The following is an 18,839-nucleotide window of genomic DNA, read 5'->3' on the forward strand; positions in this document are numbered from 1 at the left end:
ACTCAAGATGAATTTTTCCAATTTCTTCATTTCGCGACCGATCTTCGCGGCGGTGCTGTCGCTGTTGATCCTGATCGCAGGTGCGATCTCGCTGTTCCAACTGCCGATCAGCGAATACCCGGAAGTGGTGCCGCCAACGGTGGTGGTACGCGCAAACTTCCCGGGCGCCAACCCCAAGGTCATCGGTGAAACCGTGGCCGCGCCGCTGGAGCAAGCCATCACTGGCGTCGAGAACATGCTGTACATGTCCTCGCAATCCACCGCCGACGGCAAGCTGACCCTGACCATCACCTTCGCCCTGGGCACCGACCTGGACAACGCGCAGGTGCAGGTGCAGAACCGTGTGACGCGCACCCAGCCCAAGCTGCCTGAGGAAGTGACGCGCATCGGTATCACCGTGGACAAGGCCTCCCCCGACCTGACCATGGTGGTGCACTTGACCTCCCCGGATCAGCGCTACGACATGCTCTACCTGTCCAACTACGCGATCCTCAATATCAAGGATGAGCTGGCCCGCCTGGGCGGCGTTGGTGACGTGCAGTTGTTCGGCATGGGCGACTACTCCCTGCGCGTGTGGCTGGACCCGAACAAGACCGCTTCGCGCAACCTGACCGCGACCGATGTGGTCACGGCGATCCGCGAGCAGAACCGTCAAGTGGCAGCCGGTGCCCTGGGCGCGCAACCTGCGCCGAGTGACACCAGCTTCCAGCTGTCGGTCAATACCCAGGGCCGCCTGGTCACCGAGGAAGAGTTCGAGAACATTGTGATCCGCGCCGGCGCCAACGGTGAAATCACACGCCTGAAGGACATCGCCCGGGTCGAGCTGGGCTCCAGCCAATACGCGCTGCGCTCGCTGATCGACAACCAACCCGCCGTCGCGATTCCGATTTTCCAGCGTCCCGGCTCCAATGCCATCGACATCTCCAACGATGTGCGCAGCAAGATGGCCGAGCTGAAAAAGAGCTTCCCGGCGGGGATGGATTACCGCATCGCCTATGACCCGACCATCTTTGTACGCGGCTCTATCGAAGCGGTGGTGCACACCCTGTTCGAAGCACTGATCCTCGTGGTGCTGGTGGTGATCCTGTTCCTGCAGACCTGGCGCGCCTCGATCATTCCCTTGGTGGCGGTGCCGGTTTCGTTGATCGGTACATTTGCGGTGATGCACCTGTTCGGGTTCTCGCTCAATGCGCTGTCATTGTTCGGCCTGGTACTGGCCATCGGTATCGTGGTGGACGACGCCATCGTGGTGGTGGAGAACGTCGAACGTAATATCGAGCTGGGCCTGGAACCGTTCCCGGCGACCGAAAAAGCCATGAGCGAGGTTACCGGCCCGATCATCGCCACCGCGCTGGTGCTGTGTGCGGTGTTTATCCCCGCCGCCTTTATCAGTGGCTTGACCGGGCAGTTCTACAAGCAGTTCGCCTTGACCATTGCGATCTCGACCGTGATCTCGGCATTCAACTCGCTGACACTGTCCCCTGCCCTGGCTGCCGTGTTGCTGCGCGCTCACGACGCGCCGAAGGATCGTTTCTCCAGGTTCCTCGACAAGCTCTTCGGTGGCTGGCTGTTCCGGCCCTTCAACCGCTTTTTCGAAAAGGCCAGCCATGGCTACGTGGGCACTGTACGCCGAGTGATTCGCGGCAGCGGCATTGCCCTGTTCGTATACGCCGGCCTGATGGTGCTGACATTCTTCGGGTTTGCCCACACCCCGACGGGGTTCGTACCGGCCCAGGACAAGCAATACCTGGTGGCCTTCGCTCAACTGCCCGACGCTGCCAGCCTGGACCGCACCGAAAACGTGATGAAGCGCATGTCGGAGATCGCCCTGAAACAACCCGGCGTGGAAGCCGCGATTGCCTTCCCTGGCCTGTCGATCAACGGGTTCACCAACAGCCCGAACAGCGGCATCGTGTTCGTGACCTTGAAGCCCTTCGATGAGCGTAAAGACGCGAGCATGTCGGCCGGTGCGATTGCCGGTGCGCTGAACGGCCAATACGCCAATATCGAAGAAGCCTACATGGCGATTTTCCCGCCGCCGCCTGTGCAAGGCCTGGGCACTATTGGCGGGTTCCGCCTGCAGATCGAAGACCGTGGCAACCTCGGCTATGACGAGCTGTACAAAGAAGTGCAGAACGTCATCGCCAAGAGCCACAGCGTGCCTGAACTGTTCGGCCTGTTTACCAGCTACACGGTCAACGTGCCGCAAGTCGATGCCGCCATCGACCGCGAAAAGGCCAAGACCCACGGCGTAGCGATCAGCGACATCTTCGACACCCTGCAGGTCTACCTGGGTTCGTTGTATGCCAACGACTTCAACCGCTTCGGGCGTACCTATCAGGTCAACGTGCAGGCAGAGCAACAGTTCCGCCAGGACTCCGACCAGATCGGCCAGCTGAAAGTGCGCAACAACAAAGGCGAGATGATCCCGCTGGCGACCTTTATCAAGGTCAGCGACACCTCGGGCCCGGACCGCGTGATGCACTACAACGGCTTTATCACCGCTGAAATCAACGGCAACGCCGCACCGGGCTACAGCTCCGGCCAGGCCCAGGCCGCGATCGAAAAGCTGCTCAAGGATGAATTGCCCAACGGCATGACCTACGAGTGGACCGACCTGACTTACCAGCAGATCCTCTCGGGCAATACTGCGCTGTTCGTGTTCCCGCTCTGCGTACTGCTGGCGTTCCTGGTACTGGCCGCCCAATACGAAAGCTGGAGCCTGCCGCTGGCGGTGATTCTGATCGTACCGATGACGCTGCTGTCGGCCATTACCGGGGTGATCATCTCGGGTGGCGACAACAACATCTTCACCCAGATCGGCCTGATCGTACTGGTGGGCCTGGCGTGTAAGAACGCGATCCTGATCGTCGAGTTCGCCAAGGATAAACAGCAGGAGGGCCTCGACCCCCTGGCTGCGGTGCTGGAAGCCTGCCGCCTGCGTCTGCGGCCGATCCTGATGACCTCGTTCGCGTTCATCATGGGTGTGGTGCCGCTGGTCATATCCAGTGGTGCCGGTGCCGAGATGCGCCATGCCATGGGTGTGGCGGTGTTCTCCGGGATGATCGGTGTGACCTTCTTCGGTCTGTTGCTGACACCAGTGTTCTACGTACTGATCCGGCGCTATGTGGAGCGCCAGGAAGCGCGCAAAGCGGCCAAGGCCTTGAAGCTGGAGACACAGCAATGAGTGTGAAAGTATTCCTGCCGAGCTTGCTGGTATTGGCGCTCGCCGCCTGTGCCGTAGGCCCGGACTACAAGACCCAGCAGTTGGAGGCGGCCAATATCACGGCCGCCGCCGACAGCAAAAGCTACGACCACGCCAAGTACGAAGGCATCTGGTGGCAGCAGTTCGACGACCCAACCCTCGACCAACTGGTAACCCAGTCACTGAGCGGCAACCGCGACCTGCGCGTGGCCTTCGCCCGTCTGCGAGCGGCACGGGCGATCCGCGATGATGCGGCCAACGACATCATGCCGGTGGTCACCTCCCGCGCCAGCAGTGATGTGGGCAAGGGCCAGATTCCCGGGCAGACCACCAAACGCGTCAACAGCGAGCGCTACGACCTGGGCCTGGACATGGCCTGGGAACTGGACTTGTTTGGTCGCATCCGCCGTAACCTGGAAGCCAGCGACGCCGATCAGCAGGTGGCCGAAGCTGACCTGTACCAACTGCAAGTCACCATGATTGCCGAATTGGTCGATGCCTACGGCCAGCTGCGCGGTGCGCAACTGCGTGAACGCATCGCCCTGGCCAACCTGAAGAACCAGCAGGAATCGCGCACCATCACCGTCAGCCTGCGTGATGCCGGCGTCGGTGATCAGCTCGACGTGGAACGTGCCGATGCGCGCCTGGCGGCGGTGGAAGCCAGTGTGCCGCAACTGCAGGCCGAACAAGTGCGCGAGCGCAATCGCATCGCCACCCTCCTCGGCCAGCGCCCCGACAAGCTGAGCGTGGACCTGAGCCCCAAAGACCTGCCGGCGATTGCCAAGGCGCTGCCGATTGGCGACCCAGGGCAACTGCTGCAACGTCGCCCGGACATCCTCAGCGCCGAACGCAAGCTGGCCGCCGCCACTGCGCGGATCGGCGTGGCCAAGGCCGACCTGTTCCCACGGGTCAGCCTCAGCGGCTTCCTCGGCTTCACCGCCGGGCGGGGTTCGCAGATCGGTTCGGCCGCGGCGAATGCCTGGTCCCTGGGCCCGAGCATTACCTGGGCCGCGTTTGACCTGGGCAGCGTGCGCGCGCGTTTGCGTGGTGCGAATGCCGAAGCCGATGGCGCGTTGGCGACCTATGAGCAGCAGGTGCTGCTGGCGCTGGAAGAGTCTGAAAACGCCTTCAGCGATTACGGCAAGCGCCAGCAACGTCTGGTCTCGCTAATTCGTCAAAGCGAATCCAGCCGCGCCGCCGCCGACCTCGCGGCGATCCGCTACCGCGAAGGCACGGTGGATTTCCTGGTGCTGCTCGACGCCCAACGCGAACGCCTGGCCGCCGAAGATTCCCAGGCCCAGGCCGAAGTGGATCTGTATCGCGGCATTGTGGCGATCTACAAGGCGTTGGGTGGTGGCTGGCAGCCGGACACGGTGGTCGCCAGCAGCAAGTGAGGTAAAGAGCTCCTTTGGTTGGTCGCATCCAGCCAATTTTTAGCCCTGCGGTCCATTCGGTCGCGGGGCTTTTTTTTGTCAGGAGATTGACCGTTCCCTCGCTGCGCGTGGGAACGATCATGTACATCCGCTTCGCTACTTATCATCATTCAAAATCAAACTCCGATAATGCCCCGGATTCGATCCTGACCACTTGCGAAAAGCTTTGTAGAACGAGCTCGTATCTGCGAACCCCAATCGCATGGCAATTTCGGCAAAGCTGATCTGCGGCTCTGCCAGCCAGACAATCGCCAACTCCTTGCGCACGCTGTCCTTGAGGCCCTGGTAAGTTTGCCCTGCTTGCGCCAGGCGTCGGCGCAATGTCGAGGCGGAAATACACAAGGCGGCGGCGAGGCCTTCAGTCTCAGGCCAGGTGTCAGGGGGCATCTGCCGCAAGTCGTGCTTGATGCGCGTAGCGAGGCTTTCGGGATCACGGTATTTGACCAGGATGTTAGCCGGCGCTTGGGCCAGGAAGCGTTTGAGTTCTTCAGTGCTGCGTTTGATCGGCAGGTCCAGGCAGTCCGCAGAAAAGATCATGCGGGTGCGTGGCCGGTCAAAACGCAGGTTGTCGGAAAACATCACCTGGTAATCGTCACAGAAGTCCGGCTGTGCACAACGCAACTCAATGGCGAGGATCGGGATTCGACGCCCCGCCAGCCAACAGGCAACCCCGTGCACGATCATCCAGTAGGTGAAATAGGTGAACGCACGCTTAGGCTCAGGCTCGGGTTCGAGCAGGACGATCTCCGCCAGGCTCTGTTGGCGAACCAGTTGGGCGGGCATGCGCTCAAGCATCAACGAAAGAAAATCCAGACCGGTTTCCAGGCCCGCAGCCAGACTGGGCTGGGCCATAGCGGCGCGGCACAGGAACGCCAGGCTGCCGGACTTGAGCTTACGCGGGTCCATGCCAAAGAACTCATCATCCCTGCGCCACGCGAGCAAACGCCACAGGCGCGCATAGGCCGTGGCCGCAACCCGCGCGCCGGGCTGGTCAAGCAGCGCCGGGTCAATCCCGACCTTTCTCAACGCCTCAACGGTGGCCGCTCCAGGCGCACAGCTCTGCAACAGGGCTTCGCGCACGAGGTGGATGGAGATGGTGTCTTTTTCCGACATGGGAAGTTGAACAATCCGGCTGGGTCTAGATGGCCTGCATCATAAAGGCGGTTGCGCTTCGCCACCACCGTTCAGCCCAGGTTCAGCAAAGGTCAATATTTCTTGTTTAGCAATGAGTATCATTATGTTACAACTTAGCTTCCTAACTAGTTACGCCCCGGTGCCCGATGCTCGTTCCGTTTTTAATCATGTTGCGCGAAGGCATTGAAGCCGCCTTGATCGTTGGCATCATCGCCAGTTACCTGCAGCAGACCGGCCGTGGTCAGTGGATGCCTGCGGTGTGGATCGGCGTATTCCTCGCCGCGGCCCTGGCGTTGCTGGTGGGCGGCGGCCTGGAACTGGTCAGTGCGGAGTTTCCGCAAAAGCAGCAGGAATTGTTCGAAGGCATCGTCGGCCTGGTTGCCGTGGGCATCCTCAGCTCCATGGTGTTCTGGATGCGCAAGGTGGCGCGTTCGATCAAGCATACCCTGCACGAATCCCTCGACTATGCGCTGGCAGGCTCCAGGCACCAGGTGATCGCGCTGATTGCCATGGTGTTTTTCGCCGTGGCCCGCGAAGGTCTGGAGACGGTATTTTTCCTGTTGGCCGTGTTCCAGCAGAGCGAAGGCCCGGGCGCACCGATCGGTGCCCTGCTCGGCCTGATCCTGGCCATCGTTGTCGGCTTCCTGATCTATTCCGGCAGCATGCGCCTGAACCTCGGCGCTTTTTTCCGCTGGACCGGCCTGTTCATCCTCGTGGTGGCCGCCGGCATTCTCGCCAACTCGGTGCAGGCCCTGCATGAGGCCGGCGTGTGGAACCACTGGCAGACCGTGCTGTTCGATTTCAGCGCTGCGCTGCCGATGGACAGCCCGGTGGGCTCGGTACTGGCCGGCATGTTCGGCTACCAGGAGGCGCCGACGGTCAGCACCCTGGGTGCCTATGTGATTTACCTGGTGGTGGCGTTGGCAATGTTCTTCCTGCCCTCGCCCCCCGCCAAGCCCGTCGCCAAGACCTCTTCCGTTTCCAGCCAGTAAGGACCGTCCCTTGTCCAACCCAACCCCTCAATCGGCCCCGCCGTCCCGTGCCTTGCGCTGGGGCGTGGCCGGCTCGGTGGTGGTGATGATCGCCGCCGGTGGCCTGTTCTACTACGCCTCGCAACTGGCCGCTACCAAACGCCAGGTCAACCACAATGAAATCGCGGTGACGATCCACGCCCACGCCTGTGAGCCCAACGCCCTCACCGTACCGGCCGGGCGTGCGAGCTTTCGTATCGTCAACCGCTCCGACCGTGCGGTAGAGTGGGAAATCCTCGATGGCGTGCTGGTGGTCGAAGAGCGGGAAAATATCGCACCGGGCCTGAGCCAGGTGATCAACGCCAATCTGCAGCCCGGCGACTACGCGATCACCTGTGGCCTGCTGAGCAATCCCCGGGGCACACTGCATGTCACGCCCACCGCTGAGTCCGACGCCCAGGCCAAGGCCAAGCCGTCGATGGTGGCCTTTATCGGCCCGCTGTCGGAGTTCCGTGTGTACCTGAGCGGCCAGGGCGGCGCCCTGATCAAGGCCGCAGCCGCCCTGCAACAGGCCATCGACGCCGGTGACCTGGCCCAGGCCCAGGCGCTGTATGTGCCGGCCCGTGAAGCCTATCAACGCCTGGCGCCGGCAGCCCAACGCCTGGCCGAGCTGGATAACGCCATCAACGCCCGCGCCGATTACTTTGAAAAACGCGAGCAGGATCCTGCGTTCAACGGTTTCCACCGCCTCGAATACAGCCTGTTCCAGCAACGCAGCCTCGATGGCCTGGCGCCTGTCGCCCAACGCTTGGTCACCGACGTCACCACCCTCAAGCAACAGCTGCTGGCCCAGTCCCTGCCACCGGAGCAGTTGGTCAGCATTGTGGTGCGCAACCTCAATAGTCTGGCGGATGTACGCGCGGTGAGCGGTGAAGAGGAGCGCTACAGCCATATTGACCTGAATGGATTTGCCGCCAACCTGCAGGTCGCCCGCAAAGTGGTCGACCTGATGCGTCCGCTGTTGACCAAGTCCGCCGCCGACCTGCTGCCCAACATCGACAGCGCGCTCAACGCCTTCGATGCCGAGCTCAATGGATTGAAGGTCGACAACCACTACGCCCGTTACGACAGCGTCACCGACGATCAGCGCAAGCAGATCGCCGACAAGGCCAAGGCACTGGCCGCCGCACTCGATGGAATCGACCCCGCCCTCGGCCTTTCCGGCCTGCAGTGAAGACGACCGCACTATGAGTGATACACCACAGTTTGATCTCCAACGCCGCCGCGTCCTGCTGGGCATGGCCGCCACTGGCGCGGCAATTGCCGGCAGCAGCTTGAGTTGCCCGGCCATGGCCGCAGCGGCAGAGCAAGTGACCAGCGCACCGCGCAGTGACAAGACCCATGACCGCCAGGCGTTTTTCGGCCAGCACCAAAGCGGCATCGTCACACCGCGCCCGGCCTGCGGCATGGTCGTGGCGTTCGATGTACTGGCCAGCGACCGTGAAGACCTGGAGCGGCTGTTCCGTACCTTGAACGAGCGCATCGCGTTCCTGATGAGCGGCGGCACCGTGCCTCAGGTCGATCCGAAATTGCCGCCTACCGACTCCGGCATCCTCGGTCCGGTGGTGTCGCCGGATAACCTGACCATTACTCTGTCGGTTGGCGAATCGTTGTTCGATGAGCGCTTCGGCCTCAAGGCGGTCAAGCCCAAGCGCCTGAGCCGCATGGTCGGCTTTCCCAACGATGCGTTGGAACCGGCGCAATGCCACGGCGACCTGAGCCTGCAGTTCAGCTCCAACACGCCGGACACCAATATTCACGCCCTGCGCGACATCGTTAAGAACCTGCCCGACCTGCTGCTGGTGCGCTGGAAACAGGAAGGCAGCGTGCCGCCCCAGGCACCGGCCAAGCCCGGCGAGCCTGCGCAGAGTGCGCGCAATTTCCTGGGTTTTCGCGATGGTTCGGCCAACCCGGATTCCAACGACGCCAAGACCATGGACCAGATCGTCTGGGTCCAACCTGGCAGCGACGAACCGGCCTGGGCCGCCCATGGCAGTTACCAGGCCGTGCGCATCATCCGTAACTTTGTCGAGCGCTGGGATCGTACCCCGCTGCAAGAACAGGAAAGCATCATAGGCCGCGTCAAACCCACGGGCGCACCCATGGATGGCCAGCATGAAACCCAGGTTCCGGACTACAGCAAAGACCCGCAAGGCAAGTTGACCAAGCTCGACGCCCATATCCGCCTGGCCAACCCGCGCACCCCGCAGACCCAGGCCAACCTGATCCTGCGCCGGCCCTTCAACTACTCCAACGGCGTCAACAAAAACGGTCAGCTGGACATGGGGCTGTTGTTCATCTGCTACCAGGCCGACCTGGAGAAAGGCTTTATCAGCGTGCAAACCCGGCTCAACGGCGAGCCCCTGGAGGAATACCTCAAGCCGGTGGGCGGCGGCTATTTCTTCACCTTGCCGGGGGTCACCGGACCCGAGGATTTCCTTGGGCGCACGCTGCTCGCCGCAACGTCCTCAACCACTGCCAATACCTAAAATAAACCAGAGCGGAATGTCTCCCATGAAGAAGTCGTTTATCGCATTGCCGTTGTTAATGAGCCTTGCGCCGCTGGCAGCCTTCGCCGCCACCGCGCCGCTGGACCTGGTAGGCCCGGTGTCGGACTACAAGATCTACGTTACCGAGGAAATCGGCGAGCTGGTCACCCAGACCCAGGCGTTCACCGACGCCATCAACAAAGGCGACCTGGCCACTGCCAAGCAGCTCTATGCGCCGACCCGCGTGCACTACGAGGCCATCGAGCCGATCGCCGAGTTGTTCAGCGACCTCGACGCGTCCATCGACTCCCGCGTCGATGATCATGAAAAAGGTGTGACGGCCGAAGACTTCACCGGCTTCCACCGCATTGAATATGCGTTGTTCGCGCAGAACTCGACCAAGGGCCTGGAGGCACTGACCGCCAAGCTCAACACCGATGTGAACGACCTCAAGACCCGCGTCGACGGCCTGACCTTCCCACCGGAAAAAGTCGTCGGCGGCGCCGCCGCGCTGCTGGAAGAAGTCGCCGCCACCAAGATCTCCGGCGAAGAAGACCGCTACAGCCATACCGACCTGTATGACTTCCAAGGCAACATCGATGGTGCAAAGAAAATCGTCGATCTGTTCCGTGGCCAGATCGGCCAGCAAGACCAGGTCTTCCTGGCCAAGGTCGACAAGAACTTCGCCACCGTCAACAAGATCCTGGCCAAGTACAGGACCCAGGATGGCGGCTTCGAGACTTACGACAAGGTCAAGGACAACGACCGCAAGGCGCTGGTGGGCCCGGTCAACACCCTGGCTGAAGACCTGTCGATGCTGCGCGGAAAGTTGGGCTTGAACTAAGCGCTTGGAGCAAAAAACACCCAGGTCCCGTTGAGGGGCCTGGGTGTTTTTTTACCCGTGGCTTATTCGGCTACAGGATGCGGTACAGCAAACGCTCGATGCGCACCCGGCTGACCCGACGCAGGAACTTGCCCACCGCTGGCGGATAATCCACCAGCGTCTGCAACTGCTGGTAACCCTGAATGCGTGTGGTGTGCTGGAAAATCTGCGTCAACTCGGTACGCCGCGGCGCCAGCCATTGGCCTTTGGGATCGTCGATCAGCAAGCCGTTTTCCAGGTCGAGGCGGAACGCCCGAGGGTTGAGGTTGTTGCCGGTAAGCAACGTGTAGCGCTGGTCAACCCACAGGCCCTTGAGGTGGTAAGTGTTATCGCCATCGTGCCACAGGTGCAGGCTCAACTGGCCGCTGTCGATCATCGGCTGGTGACGCTTGGCAAACCGCCGCAGGCTGATCTCGTACAGGTACGGCAATGCCGCAATCACCTTGAACGGCTCGCTGGGCGCAATGTAGAAGTCGTTGGCGGTCTTGTCGCCGACCACGATGTCGATCTTCACCCCACGCGCCAGGGCGCGGTTGATCTCGCGGGTCACCGGCAAAGGCAGGTTGAAGTATGGCGTGCAAATGGTCAGTTGCTGCTGGGCGCTGGCGATCAACTCGAGGATCACCCGGCTCAGGGGGTTATTCTTGCCGACACCGAGCAACGGGCTGACTGACAGATGGCCGTTGGGTAATTGCCCTGCCGTGGTGTCATAGGCCGCATGCTTAAGGCGGCTGCGCAGGTCGCCGATGTCGTTGCGCAGGCTGCGGGTGGTGGGCGGGTTCGGCAGGTCCAGGCGGTGTACGGCCTTGGACGCGACCAGGCCATGTTCCACCAAGTGCTGCATCGAATCGGCCAGGGCCTGGCTGTGGACCAGGTGGTAACGGTCGAAGCGGTATTTGTCGAACTTGTGCAGGTACACATTGTTCAGGCTGGCGCCGCTATATACCACGCTGTCATCGATGATAAAGCCCTTGAGGTGCAACACGCCAAACAGCTCGCGGGTTTGCACCGGCACGCCATACACCGGCACTTCACTGGCGTGGCTTTGCGTCATCGCCTGGTACCAGGCGCTGTTGCCCGGTTGCTTGCCGGCACCGATCAATCCGCGCTGGGCCCGCAGCCAATCAACCATCACTACGATGTCCAATTCGGGTCTTGCAGCCTTGGCGGCGTGCAGGGCGTCGTAGATTTCCTGCCCCGCTTCGTCCTGTTGCAAGTACAGCGCAACGATGTAGATACGCCGCGTGGCCTGGGCGATTTTCTCCAGCAGGCAGCGACGATACGCATCAGCGCTGGGCAGCACCTCAATGGCCTCGGGGGACAATGGAAAACCGCGCAGCTTGGGCAACAGGGAACGTTTGAAGAACGTCGGCATAGGGCTCGCAATGGGTCGAATCCGAAGAGGCCCCGAGCTTACACCATGGGGCGGCCCAGGTCTCGCCATCGACAAATGAAAAAAGCCGCTTGACCATGAAGAACGATCGTTCTACTTTAATCGGCATGAATGATATAGCCAGCAGTGAAACCCGTGACATTATCCTCGATGTGACCGAGAAGTTAATCTATAGGCACGGCATCGCCGCCACCGGTATGGACTTGCTGGTGAAAACCGCCGGTGTGTCGAGAAAAAGCATCTATCGCTATTTCGCCAACAAGGATGAGTTGGTGATTGCCGCCCTGCAACGCCGCGACGAACGCTGGATGCAGTGGTTGCGCAGCGAAGTCGAACGCAACGAGGACAGTGGGGAGCGTCTGCTGGGGCTGTTCAGTGCCCTCAAGGGCTGGTTCGGCTCGGCGGACTTCCGTGGCTGCGCCTTTATCAATACCAGTGGTGAAACCGGCAACGCGCAAGACCCGGTTCGCCTGTTAGCCAAGGCGCATAAACAAAAACTGTTCGAGTACGCACTTGAGCTATGCCAAGCACATGGTATCCCCGACCCGGAACGGCAGGCCGCGCAACTGCTGATCCTGATCGATGGCGCCATTACCGTTGCCCTGGTCATGGGCGATTCAACAGCTGCCGATAATGCGCAATGCATGGCGCGAACGTTATTGCAACTTTGAACCCACTGGCCAGGCAACTTTCGACCTAACTTAATTGTATTCAGGAGCCGCCCCATGTCAGCACATGCAGAAGTCCGTCCACCCCTGCCGCCGTTTACTCGCGAGTCGGCCATTGAAAAAGTCCGCCTGGCCGAAGACGGCTGGAACTCCCGCGACCCGCAGCGCGTGTCCCTGGCCTATACCCTGGACACGCAGTGGCGTAACCGCGCTGAATTTGCCCACAGCCGCGAAGAAGCCAAGCAGTTCCTGGCACGTAAATGGGCCAAGGAGCTGGATTATCGACTGATCAAGGAACTGTGGGCGTTCACCGGTAACCGTATCGCCGTGCGCTATGCCTACGAGTGGCACGATGACTCGGGCAACTGGTTCCGTTCCTACGGCAATGAAAACTGGGAGTTCGATGAGAACGGCCTGATGGCCAACCGCTTTGCCTGCATCAACGACAGGCCGATCCAGGAAAGCGAACGCAAGTTCCACTGGCCTCTGGGCCGTCGTCCGGATGATCATCCAGGGTTGTCGGACTTGGGCCTGTAACACTCCCGTTCTGCAACCAGGTGAGATCCAAATGTGGGAGGGGGCTTGCCCTCTCCCACACGAGCCTAATCAGTCCTGATTGAGCCCGACCCGATACAGCACGCCATCATCTTCATCGGTCAACACATACAGAAAGCCATCCGGCCCCTGCCGCACATCGCGAATCCGCGCTTTCAACTCGCCCAGCAAGCGTTCCTCATGAACAACTTTGTCGCCATCGAACTGCAACCGAATCAGTTCCTGGCTGACCAGCGCGCCGATAAACAGGTTGTGCTGCCACGCTTTGAAACGGTCGGCATCGTAGAACGCCATGCCGCTGATGCCCGGGGACTTCTCCCACACATGGTGCGGCGCCACAGTGCCCTCCACCGTCTTGCCCTTGGCTTCGGGAATAGGCAGCAGGGAATAGTTGATGCCATGGGTCGCCAGCGGCCAGCCATAATTCTTGCCGCGCTCGATGATATTGACTTCATCACCGCCACGGGGCCCGTGTTCGTTTTCCCAGATCGTGCCGCTCCACGGGTTCAGCGCCAGGCCTTGGGGGTTGCGCTGGCCGTAGGACCAGATTTCGGGACGTACACCGGGCTGGCCGACGAAGGGATTGTCATCGGGTACGCGGCCATCCGGATAGAGGCGCACGACCTTACCCTGCAATTTGTCCAAATCCTGGGCCGTCGGGCGGTCGTTGTTCTCCCCCAGGGTCACGAACAGGTAGCCGTCACGGTCAAACGCCAGCCGCGACCCAAAGTGATTGCCGGTGGACAGCTTGGGCTCCTGGCGCAGGATGACCTTGAAGTCCTTCAGGCCGCTCAAGTCGTCAGCCAGACGCCCGCGCCCCACGGCGGTTCCGGCTTTACCGCCTTCGCCGCCCCCTTCGGCGTAGGACAGATAGACCATACGGTCCTGCTTGAAGTCCGGCGACAGCACCACATCGAGCAAACCGCCCTGCCCTTTGGCCCATACCTGTGGCACGCCCGTCAATGGCGCGGAAAGCTTGCCGTCCGGGCTGACAAACCGCAGGTGCCCAGGGCGCTCGGTCACCAGGAAACCTTGCTGGTCGGGCAGAAACGCCAGCGCCCACGGATGGTCCAGGCCCTTGGCGACCGGGGTGGCAGTGACGCTGCCTTGCTCACTGGGAAATTGCTGGCTGTCAGCGGCGTAGACGGCGCTCAACGGCAACAGCGTCGCAGCGCACAGTGCGGCCAGCAGGGTTTTGCGTAGAAACATAAGACGAGTCCTTAGCGGCGATTGCCGTTGGCATCATAGGTGGGCGCTTTGGGTTCGGTGGCCGGGCGGCTGGGGGCGGCTTCTTGTCTGGGATAACGGTTGCCGATGCCACCGTTTTCCACAGTCGGTCGCGGACTGGTCGGGGTAGCCTGGATTCCACGAACAGCCGGCGCATTGGGCTGGGTGCCCTGCATGCTGTTGGGGTTGGCCCGATGAATCGGGCTGTTGTTGGTGTCGTAACGGCCCGGCAGGTTTTGCGCCTGGGCCAATGGCGCCAGGGCCAGACCCAGCGCGAGTGCTGCAAGATGACGTACACAACGGTTCATGACCAAACCTCTTTAAGTCGAGTACTACCTGCGTTCGATAACACGCTACCCCGAGGGTTCGCGTCGTGACACTAAATAGTTTCTCATCAGGTGTAACACGATCTGTCCGGGCATCTACCCGTCGAAACTTTTGCCCTGGCCCGTGAGTCACCAGAACACAGTCTCTTCGTTAAGGAGTTGCATCTATGCCGCGGGCAATCTGGAAAGGCGCCATCAGTTTCGGTTTGGTTCACATCCCGGTATCGCTGGTCTCGGCCACGTCATCCCAGGGTGTCGATTTCGACTGGCTGGACAAGCGCAGCATGGACCCGGTGGGCTATAAGCGCATCAACAAGACCACCGGCAAGGAAATCACCAAGGAGAATATCGTCAAGGGCGTCGCCTATGAAAAAGGTCGCTACGTGGTGCTCAGCGAAGATGAAATTCGCTCGGCCCACCCCAAGTCGACCCAGACTATCGAGATCATCGCCTTCGTCGCCAGCGACCAGATCCCGCTGCAAAACATCGACACGCCGTATTTCCTGGCCCCGGACAAACGCGGCGGCAAGGTCTATGCGCTGCTGCGTGAAACCCTGAAGAAAACCGGCAAGGTCGCCCTGGCCAATGTCGTGCTGCACACCAAGCAGCACCTGGCCGCATTAATGCCGCTGGAGTCGGCTCTGGTGCTGGTGATGTTGCGCTGGCCTGCCGAAGTGCGCAGCCTGGATGAGCTGGAACTGGGCAGCGATGTGACCAAGCCGACCTTGGCCAAGGGCGAACTGGACATGGCCAAGCGCCTGGTGGAAGACATGAGCGCCGACTGGCAGCCCGATGAGTACCGCGACAGCTTCCAGGAGAAGATCATGGCCCTGGTGGCGAAGAAGGCCAAGGCTGGCAAGATCGAAGATGTAGAAACGGCCGAGGGCAGCGAAGAGCGCAAATCCGCCGACGTAATCGACCTGACGGAATTGCTCAAGCGCAGTCTGGCGGGCAAACCGGCAGCGAAGAAGCCCGCCGCAAAAAAGTCCAGTAAAAAAGCCTCTTGAGTCCGCCATTGGCTGGAGAATGACATGGCAAAGCCCCTGAGCGAGTACAACCGCAAACGCGATTTTGAGATCACCGCCGAACCGGCCGGAAGTTCACCCGCCACAAAGCGCAAAACCTCGGCCCTGAGTTTTGTGATCCAGAAGCATGATGCGCGCAATCTGCACTATGACTTTCGCCTGGAGCTCGACGGTGTGCTGTTGAGCTGGGCCGTACCCAAGGGCCCGAGCCTGGATCCGACCCAGAAGCGCCTGGCGGTGCATGTCGAGGACCATCCCCTGAGCTACGGCAGTTTCGAGGGCAGCATTCCCGCCGGCCAATACGGCGCCGGGGATGTGATCGTATGGGACCGTGGCCTGTGGCAGCCCCATGACGATCCGCACAAGGCCTACGCAGCCGGCAAACTCAAGTTCACTCTGGTTGGTGAGAAACTCTCGGGGGACTGGGCCCTGGTGCGCACCCGGCTCAAAGGCAGCGGCGACAAGGAGCAATGGCTGCTGATCAAGGAAAAAGACCAGCAGGCCCGTCCGACGGCCGATTACGATATCGTCCAGGCCCAGCCCGACAGTGTGCTCAGCGACGCCTCGGTAGGCAAAGTCAAGGCTGCCAGCAAAGCCAGGAAAGCTGCAAAACCCAAGAAAGCAAGCGCTGCCCTTCCGGACCAATTCTCCCCGCAGCTGGCAACCCTGGTCGACCGGGCCCCTGCTGGCGACTGGCTGTACGAGATCAAATTCGACGGCTACCGCATGCTGGCGCGTATCCGCGACGGTGAAGTGCGCCTGTTTACCCGCAACGGCAACGATTGGACCGAGCGTTTGCCGCGCCAGGTGAAAGCGTTGGAGGCGCTCAAGCTCCAGGACAGTTGGCTGGACGGTGAAGTCGTCAGTCTCAACGCCGACGGTTTGCCGGATTTCCAGGCGCTGCAGAATGCCTTCGATATTGGCCGCAGCCTGGATATCGTCTATTACCTGTTCGATGCGCCCTTCCTCGATGGGCAAGACCTGCGCAACGTGGCGGTAGAAGAACGCCGGGGCGCCCTCAAGGCCGCGCTTTCCGGCAGTCGTAGCAAGCTGCTGCGCTTCTCCGAAGCCTTCGCCGCCAACCAGCGCGACATCTTCGAAAGTGCCTGTGACCTGGCCCTTGAAGGTGTGATCGGCAAGCGCGCCGGCAGCCTCTACGTATCAAGCCGCAGCGCCGACTGGATCAAGCTCAAATGCCGCTTGCGCCAGGAATTCGTAATTGTCGGCTACACCCGCCCGCAAGGTTCGCGCAGTGGGTTTGGCGCACTGTTGCTGGCGGTCAACGACGACAACGGGCTGGTTTACGCCGGGCGTGTGGGCACCGGCTTTGACCAGGCGGCACTGAAGAGCATCTACGCCAAACTCACCGCCCTTGAGCGCAAAACCTCGCCGCTGGAAAAGCCGTTGACCAGCGCCCAGGCCCGTGGCGTGCATTGGGTTGAACCGACGCTGGTGGGCGAAGTGCAATTTACCGAATGGACCCGTGAGGGTGTGGTGCGACAGGCGGCGTTTCTCGGCTTACGCACGGACAAGCCTGCCGCACAGATCATCCATGAACAGCCGCGCGCGGCAAAATCCCTGGAGACGCCCAAGAAGCCCAAGGCAAAAACCACCGAGAGTGGGGTAAATATCACCCACCCCGAGCGCGTCATCGACACACAAAGCGGCACGCAGAAACAGCAACTGGCACAGTTCTATGCCGGTATCAGTCAATGGATCCTGCCATTCCTGCGCAGCCGGCCCGTGTCGCTGCTCAGGGCACCGGAGGGCATTGAGGGCGAACAGTTCTTTCAGAAGCACTCCGAGCGCATGGCCATTCCCCACATCAAGCAACTTGACCAGGCGCTGGACCCTGGCCACGCGCGCCTGATGGAAATCGACAGCCAGGACGCGTTGGTCGGCGCTGTGCAAATGGGCACCGTCGAGTTGCATACCTGGGGCGCCACGACGGACAAGATTGAAACCCCCGACCTGTTCGTGCTGGACCTCGACCCGGATCCGGCCTTGCCGTGGAAAGCCATGCTGGAGGCGGCACAGTTGACCTTGTCGGTACTCGATGAGCTGGGTTTGCAAGCCTTCGTCAAGACCAGCGGCGGCAAAGGCCTGCACCTGATTGTGCCGCTGGCCCGGCGCGATGGCTGGGACACCGTGAAAGCATTCGCCAAGGCAATGGCCCAGTTCATGACCCAGCAGCTGCCGGAGCGTTTCACCGCCACCAGCGGCCCAAAAAACCGCGTGGGCAAGATCTTTATCGATTATCTGCGCAACGCCCGGGGCGCCAGTACGGTGGCAGCTTATTCCGTACGGGCGCGGCCGGGCTTGCCGGTATCGGTGCCGGTCAGTCGGGATGAATTGAAAGACTTGCGTGGCGCCCAGCAGTGGACGGTGGCGAACCTGCACGAGCGGCTGCAGGGTCTGAAGGAGGATCCGTGGGCCGGCTACGCCAATCGGCAGAAGATCAGCAAAAAGATGTGGGACAGGCTGGGCGCGAAGCCACCGCAGTGATTCGCACCCGGCGCCAGGTTCAGATAAGAATGAAGATCAGCGCCAAGCCGGCAAAGATCGCCCATTTTTCCAGATAGTAACGTGTGCGGTTACGCTTCTTGAGCTCTTTGCCGCGCAGGCGGATCTTGTACAGGCGGGTAAAGGCACGGTTCAGGCCACCGGTCTTGTCACCCTCGTCATTGGGCGAGCCCGCCGCCGCCATCACGTTGCGACTGAACCAGCGGTTGAACGCCGCCGCCCATCGGTACTTCATCGGGCGTTCGATATCGCAGAACAGGATGATGCGGTTTTGCGCGGTGGTGTTTTCCGCATAGTGGATGTAGGTCTCATCGAACATCACCGGCTCGCCGTCGCGCCAGTAATAACTCTCGCCATCCACATTGATGTAGCAGCCCGGGTCGTTGGGCGTATCCAGCCCCAAGTGGTAGCGATAGGAGCCTGCGTACGGGTCACGGTGGCGCACCAGCTTGGAGCCTGGCGGCAGCTCGGCGAACATGGCCGCCTTGATCGAGCCGATGCTTTGCACCAACTCGGTGGTGCGTGGGCATAGCTTCATCGCCGAGGGGTGGCTGTCGCCGTACCACTTGAGATAGAAGCGTTTCCAGCCCGACTTGAAGAACGAGTTGAAACCCACGTCGTTGTACTGGTCCGAACGCTTGATCTCCCCTGCCCTCATCAGGTTCTGGCCTTCCTGGCGGATCTGCTCCCAATGTTCCTGCAATGGGCCCAGCTCCGGAAAGTCGCTGGGTGAGAGATAGGGGCGGCTTGGCTGCTTGGAGAACAGGTACAGAAAGCAGTTGACCGGCGCCAGGAACGTCGAGTGATCGCTAAGCTGGCGCCCCAGCTTGTGCCGCACCCGACCGCGCAGGTGTACATACGCAATGGAGGCAACGTAGAGAGCAACAATGATGAGTTTCAAGGGATTCGTCACAAGTCAGGGAGAGAACAGGCTGCACCTGCGGGCC

The 18,839-nt window shown here is 61.2% G+C and carries 15 protein-coding genes; 10 read left to right on the plus strand and 5 right to left on the minus strand.

What is annotated here, in order from left to right; all coding sequences use genetic code 11:
* The first annotated feature begins 7 nt into the window (after window positions 1-7).
* Window positions 8-3,187, plus strand: coding sequence for an efflux RND transporter permease subunit (locus TU73_RS03510; protein WP_057011001.1), 3,180 nt, complete (start codon window positions 8-10; stop codon window positions 3,185-3,187).
* Window positions 3,184-4,599, plus strand: coding sequence for an efflux transporter outer membrane subunit (locus TU73_RS03515; protein WP_057011002.1), 1,416 nt, complete (start codon window positions 3,184-3,186; stop codon window positions 4,597-4,599). Before TU73_RS03510 ends, TU73_RS03515 begins: the two co-directional genes overlap by 4 nt.
* Before the next feature lie 135 nt (window positions 4,600-4,734).
* Here the strand turns inward: TU73_RS03515 and TU73_RS03520 are convergent, their stop codons facing one another.
* Window positions 4,735-5,751 (minus strand): AraC family transcriptional regulator, encoded by a 1,017-nt coding sequence (locus TU73_RS03520; RefSeq protein WP_057011003.1) that lies wholly within the window; start codon window positions 5,749-5,751, stop codon window positions 4,735-4,737.
* A gap of 167 nt (window positions 5,752-5,918) precedes the next feature.
* Here TU73_RS03520 and efeU point away from each other — a divergent pair, with 167 nt between their 5' ends.
* Genes efeU through efeO (TU73_RS03540) form a run of 4 tightly spaced genes read left to right on the plus strand, consistent with a single transcriptional unit; the run spans window position 5,919 to window position 10,136 of the window.
* Window positions 5,919-6,764: an iron uptake transporter permease EfeU gene (gene efeU / locus TU73_RS03525; protein ID WP_057011004.1), complete on the plus strand. Its 846-nt coding sequence runs from the start codon at window positions 5,919-5,921 to the stop codon at window positions 6,762-6,764.
* Between the two features lie 10 nt (window positions 6,765-6,774).
* Window positions 6,775-7,977 carry an iron uptake system protein EfeO gene (gene efeO, locus TU73_RS03530; protein WP_057011005.1) on the plus strand — a complete coding sequence of 401 codons (1,203 nt, stop codon included), beginning with the start codon at window positions 6,775-6,777 and terminating at the stop codon, window positions 7,975-7,977.
* 13 nt (window positions 7,978-7,990) lie between these two features.
* The gene (gene efeB, locus TU73_RS03535; protein WP_057011319.1) at window positions 7,991-9,292 is read left to right on the plus strand and encodes an iron uptake transporter deferrochelatase/peroxidase subunit; all 1,302 of its coding nucleotides are present in this window, start codon (window positions 7,991-7,993) and stop codon (window positions 9,290-9,292) included.
* 25 nt (window positions 9,293-9,317) lie between these two features.
* A complete protein-coding gene (gene efeO / locus TU73_RS03540) occupies window positions 9,318-10,136 on the plus strand; it encodes an iron uptake system protein EfeO (protein ID WP_057011006.1) in 819 nt (272 codons plus the stop codon).
* Between the two features lie 70 nt (window positions 10,137-10,206).
* Here efeO (TU73_RS03540) and pssA read toward each other — a convergent pair whose 3' ends face one another.
* Complete coding sequence (gene pssA, locus TU73_RS03545) at window positions 10,207-11,550, minus strand: CDP-diacylglycerol--serine O-phosphatidyltransferase (protein ID WP_057011007.1); 1,344 nt, start codon at window positions 11,548-11,550, stop codon at window positions 10,207-10,209.
* A gap of 125 nt (window positions 11,551-11,675) precedes the next feature.
* Between pssA and TU73_RS03550 the strand changes: the two genes are divergently transcribed.
* Window positions 11,676-12,239, plus strand: coding sequence for a TetR/AcrR family transcriptional regulator (locus tag TU73_RS03550; RefSeq protein ID WP_057011008.1), 564 nt, complete (start codon window positions 11,676-11,678; stop codon window positions 12,237-12,239).
* A 54-nt stretch (window positions 12,240-12,293) separates the two neighbouring features.
* The gene (locus tag TU73_RS03555; protein WP_057011009.1) at window positions 12,294-12,773 is read left to right on the plus strand and encodes a nuclear transport factor 2 family protein; all 480 of its coding nucleotides are present in this window, start codon (window positions 12,294-12,296) and stop codon (window positions 12,771-12,773) included.
* Between the two features lie 69 nt (window positions 12,774-12,842).
* On the opposite strand, the gene TU73_RS03560 is transcribed toward TU73_RS03555, so the two are convergent.
* Window positions 12,843-14,000, minus strand: a complete 1,158-nt coding sequence (locus tag TU73_RS03560; RefSeq protein ID WP_057011010.1) for a PQQ-dependent sugar dehydrogenase — start codon at window positions 13,998-14,000, stop codon at window positions 12,843-12,845.
* An 11-nt stretch (window positions 14,001-14,011) separates the two neighbouring features.
* A complete protein-coding gene (locus tag TU73_RS03565) occupies window positions 14,012-14,326 on the minus strand; it encodes a hypothetical protein (protein WP_057011011.1) in 315 nt (104 codons plus the stop codon).
* A gap of 185 nt (window positions 14,327-14,511) precedes the next feature.
* Between TU73_RS03565 and ku the strand changes: the two genes are divergently transcribed.
* Together ku and ligD are read left to right on the plus strand one after the other, a co-directional pair.
* Complete coding sequence (gene ku / locus TU73_RS03570; protein ID WP_057011012.1) at window positions 14,512-15,351, plus strand: non-homologous end joining protein Ku; 840 nt, start codon at window positions 14,512-14,514, stop codon at window positions 15,349-15,351.
* A gap of 24 nt (window positions 15,352-15,375) precedes the next feature.
* The gene (gene ligD, locus TU73_RS03575; protein ID WP_057011013.1) at window positions 15,376-17,874 is read left to right on the plus strand and encodes a DNA ligase D; all 2,499 of its coding nucleotides are present in this window, start codon (window positions 15,376-15,378) and stop codon (window positions 17,872-17,874) included.
* 19 nt (window positions 17,875-17,893) lie between these two features.
* Here ligD and lpxO read toward each other — a convergent pair whose 3' ends face one another.
* Complete coding sequence (gene lpxO / locus TU73_RS03580; RefSeq protein WP_057011014.1) at window positions 17,894-18,793, minus strand: lipid A hydroxylase LpxO; 900 nt, start codon at window positions 18,791-18,793, stop codon at window positions 17,894-17,896.
* Window positions 18,794-18,839 lie beyond the last annotated feature (46 nt).

Source organism: Pseudomonas libanensis (genome assembly GCF_001439685.1).
GTDB classification, from domain to species: domain Bacteria; phylum Pseudomonadota; class Gammaproteobacteria; order Pseudomonadales; family Pseudomonadaceae; genus Aquipseudomonas; species Aquipseudomonas libanensis.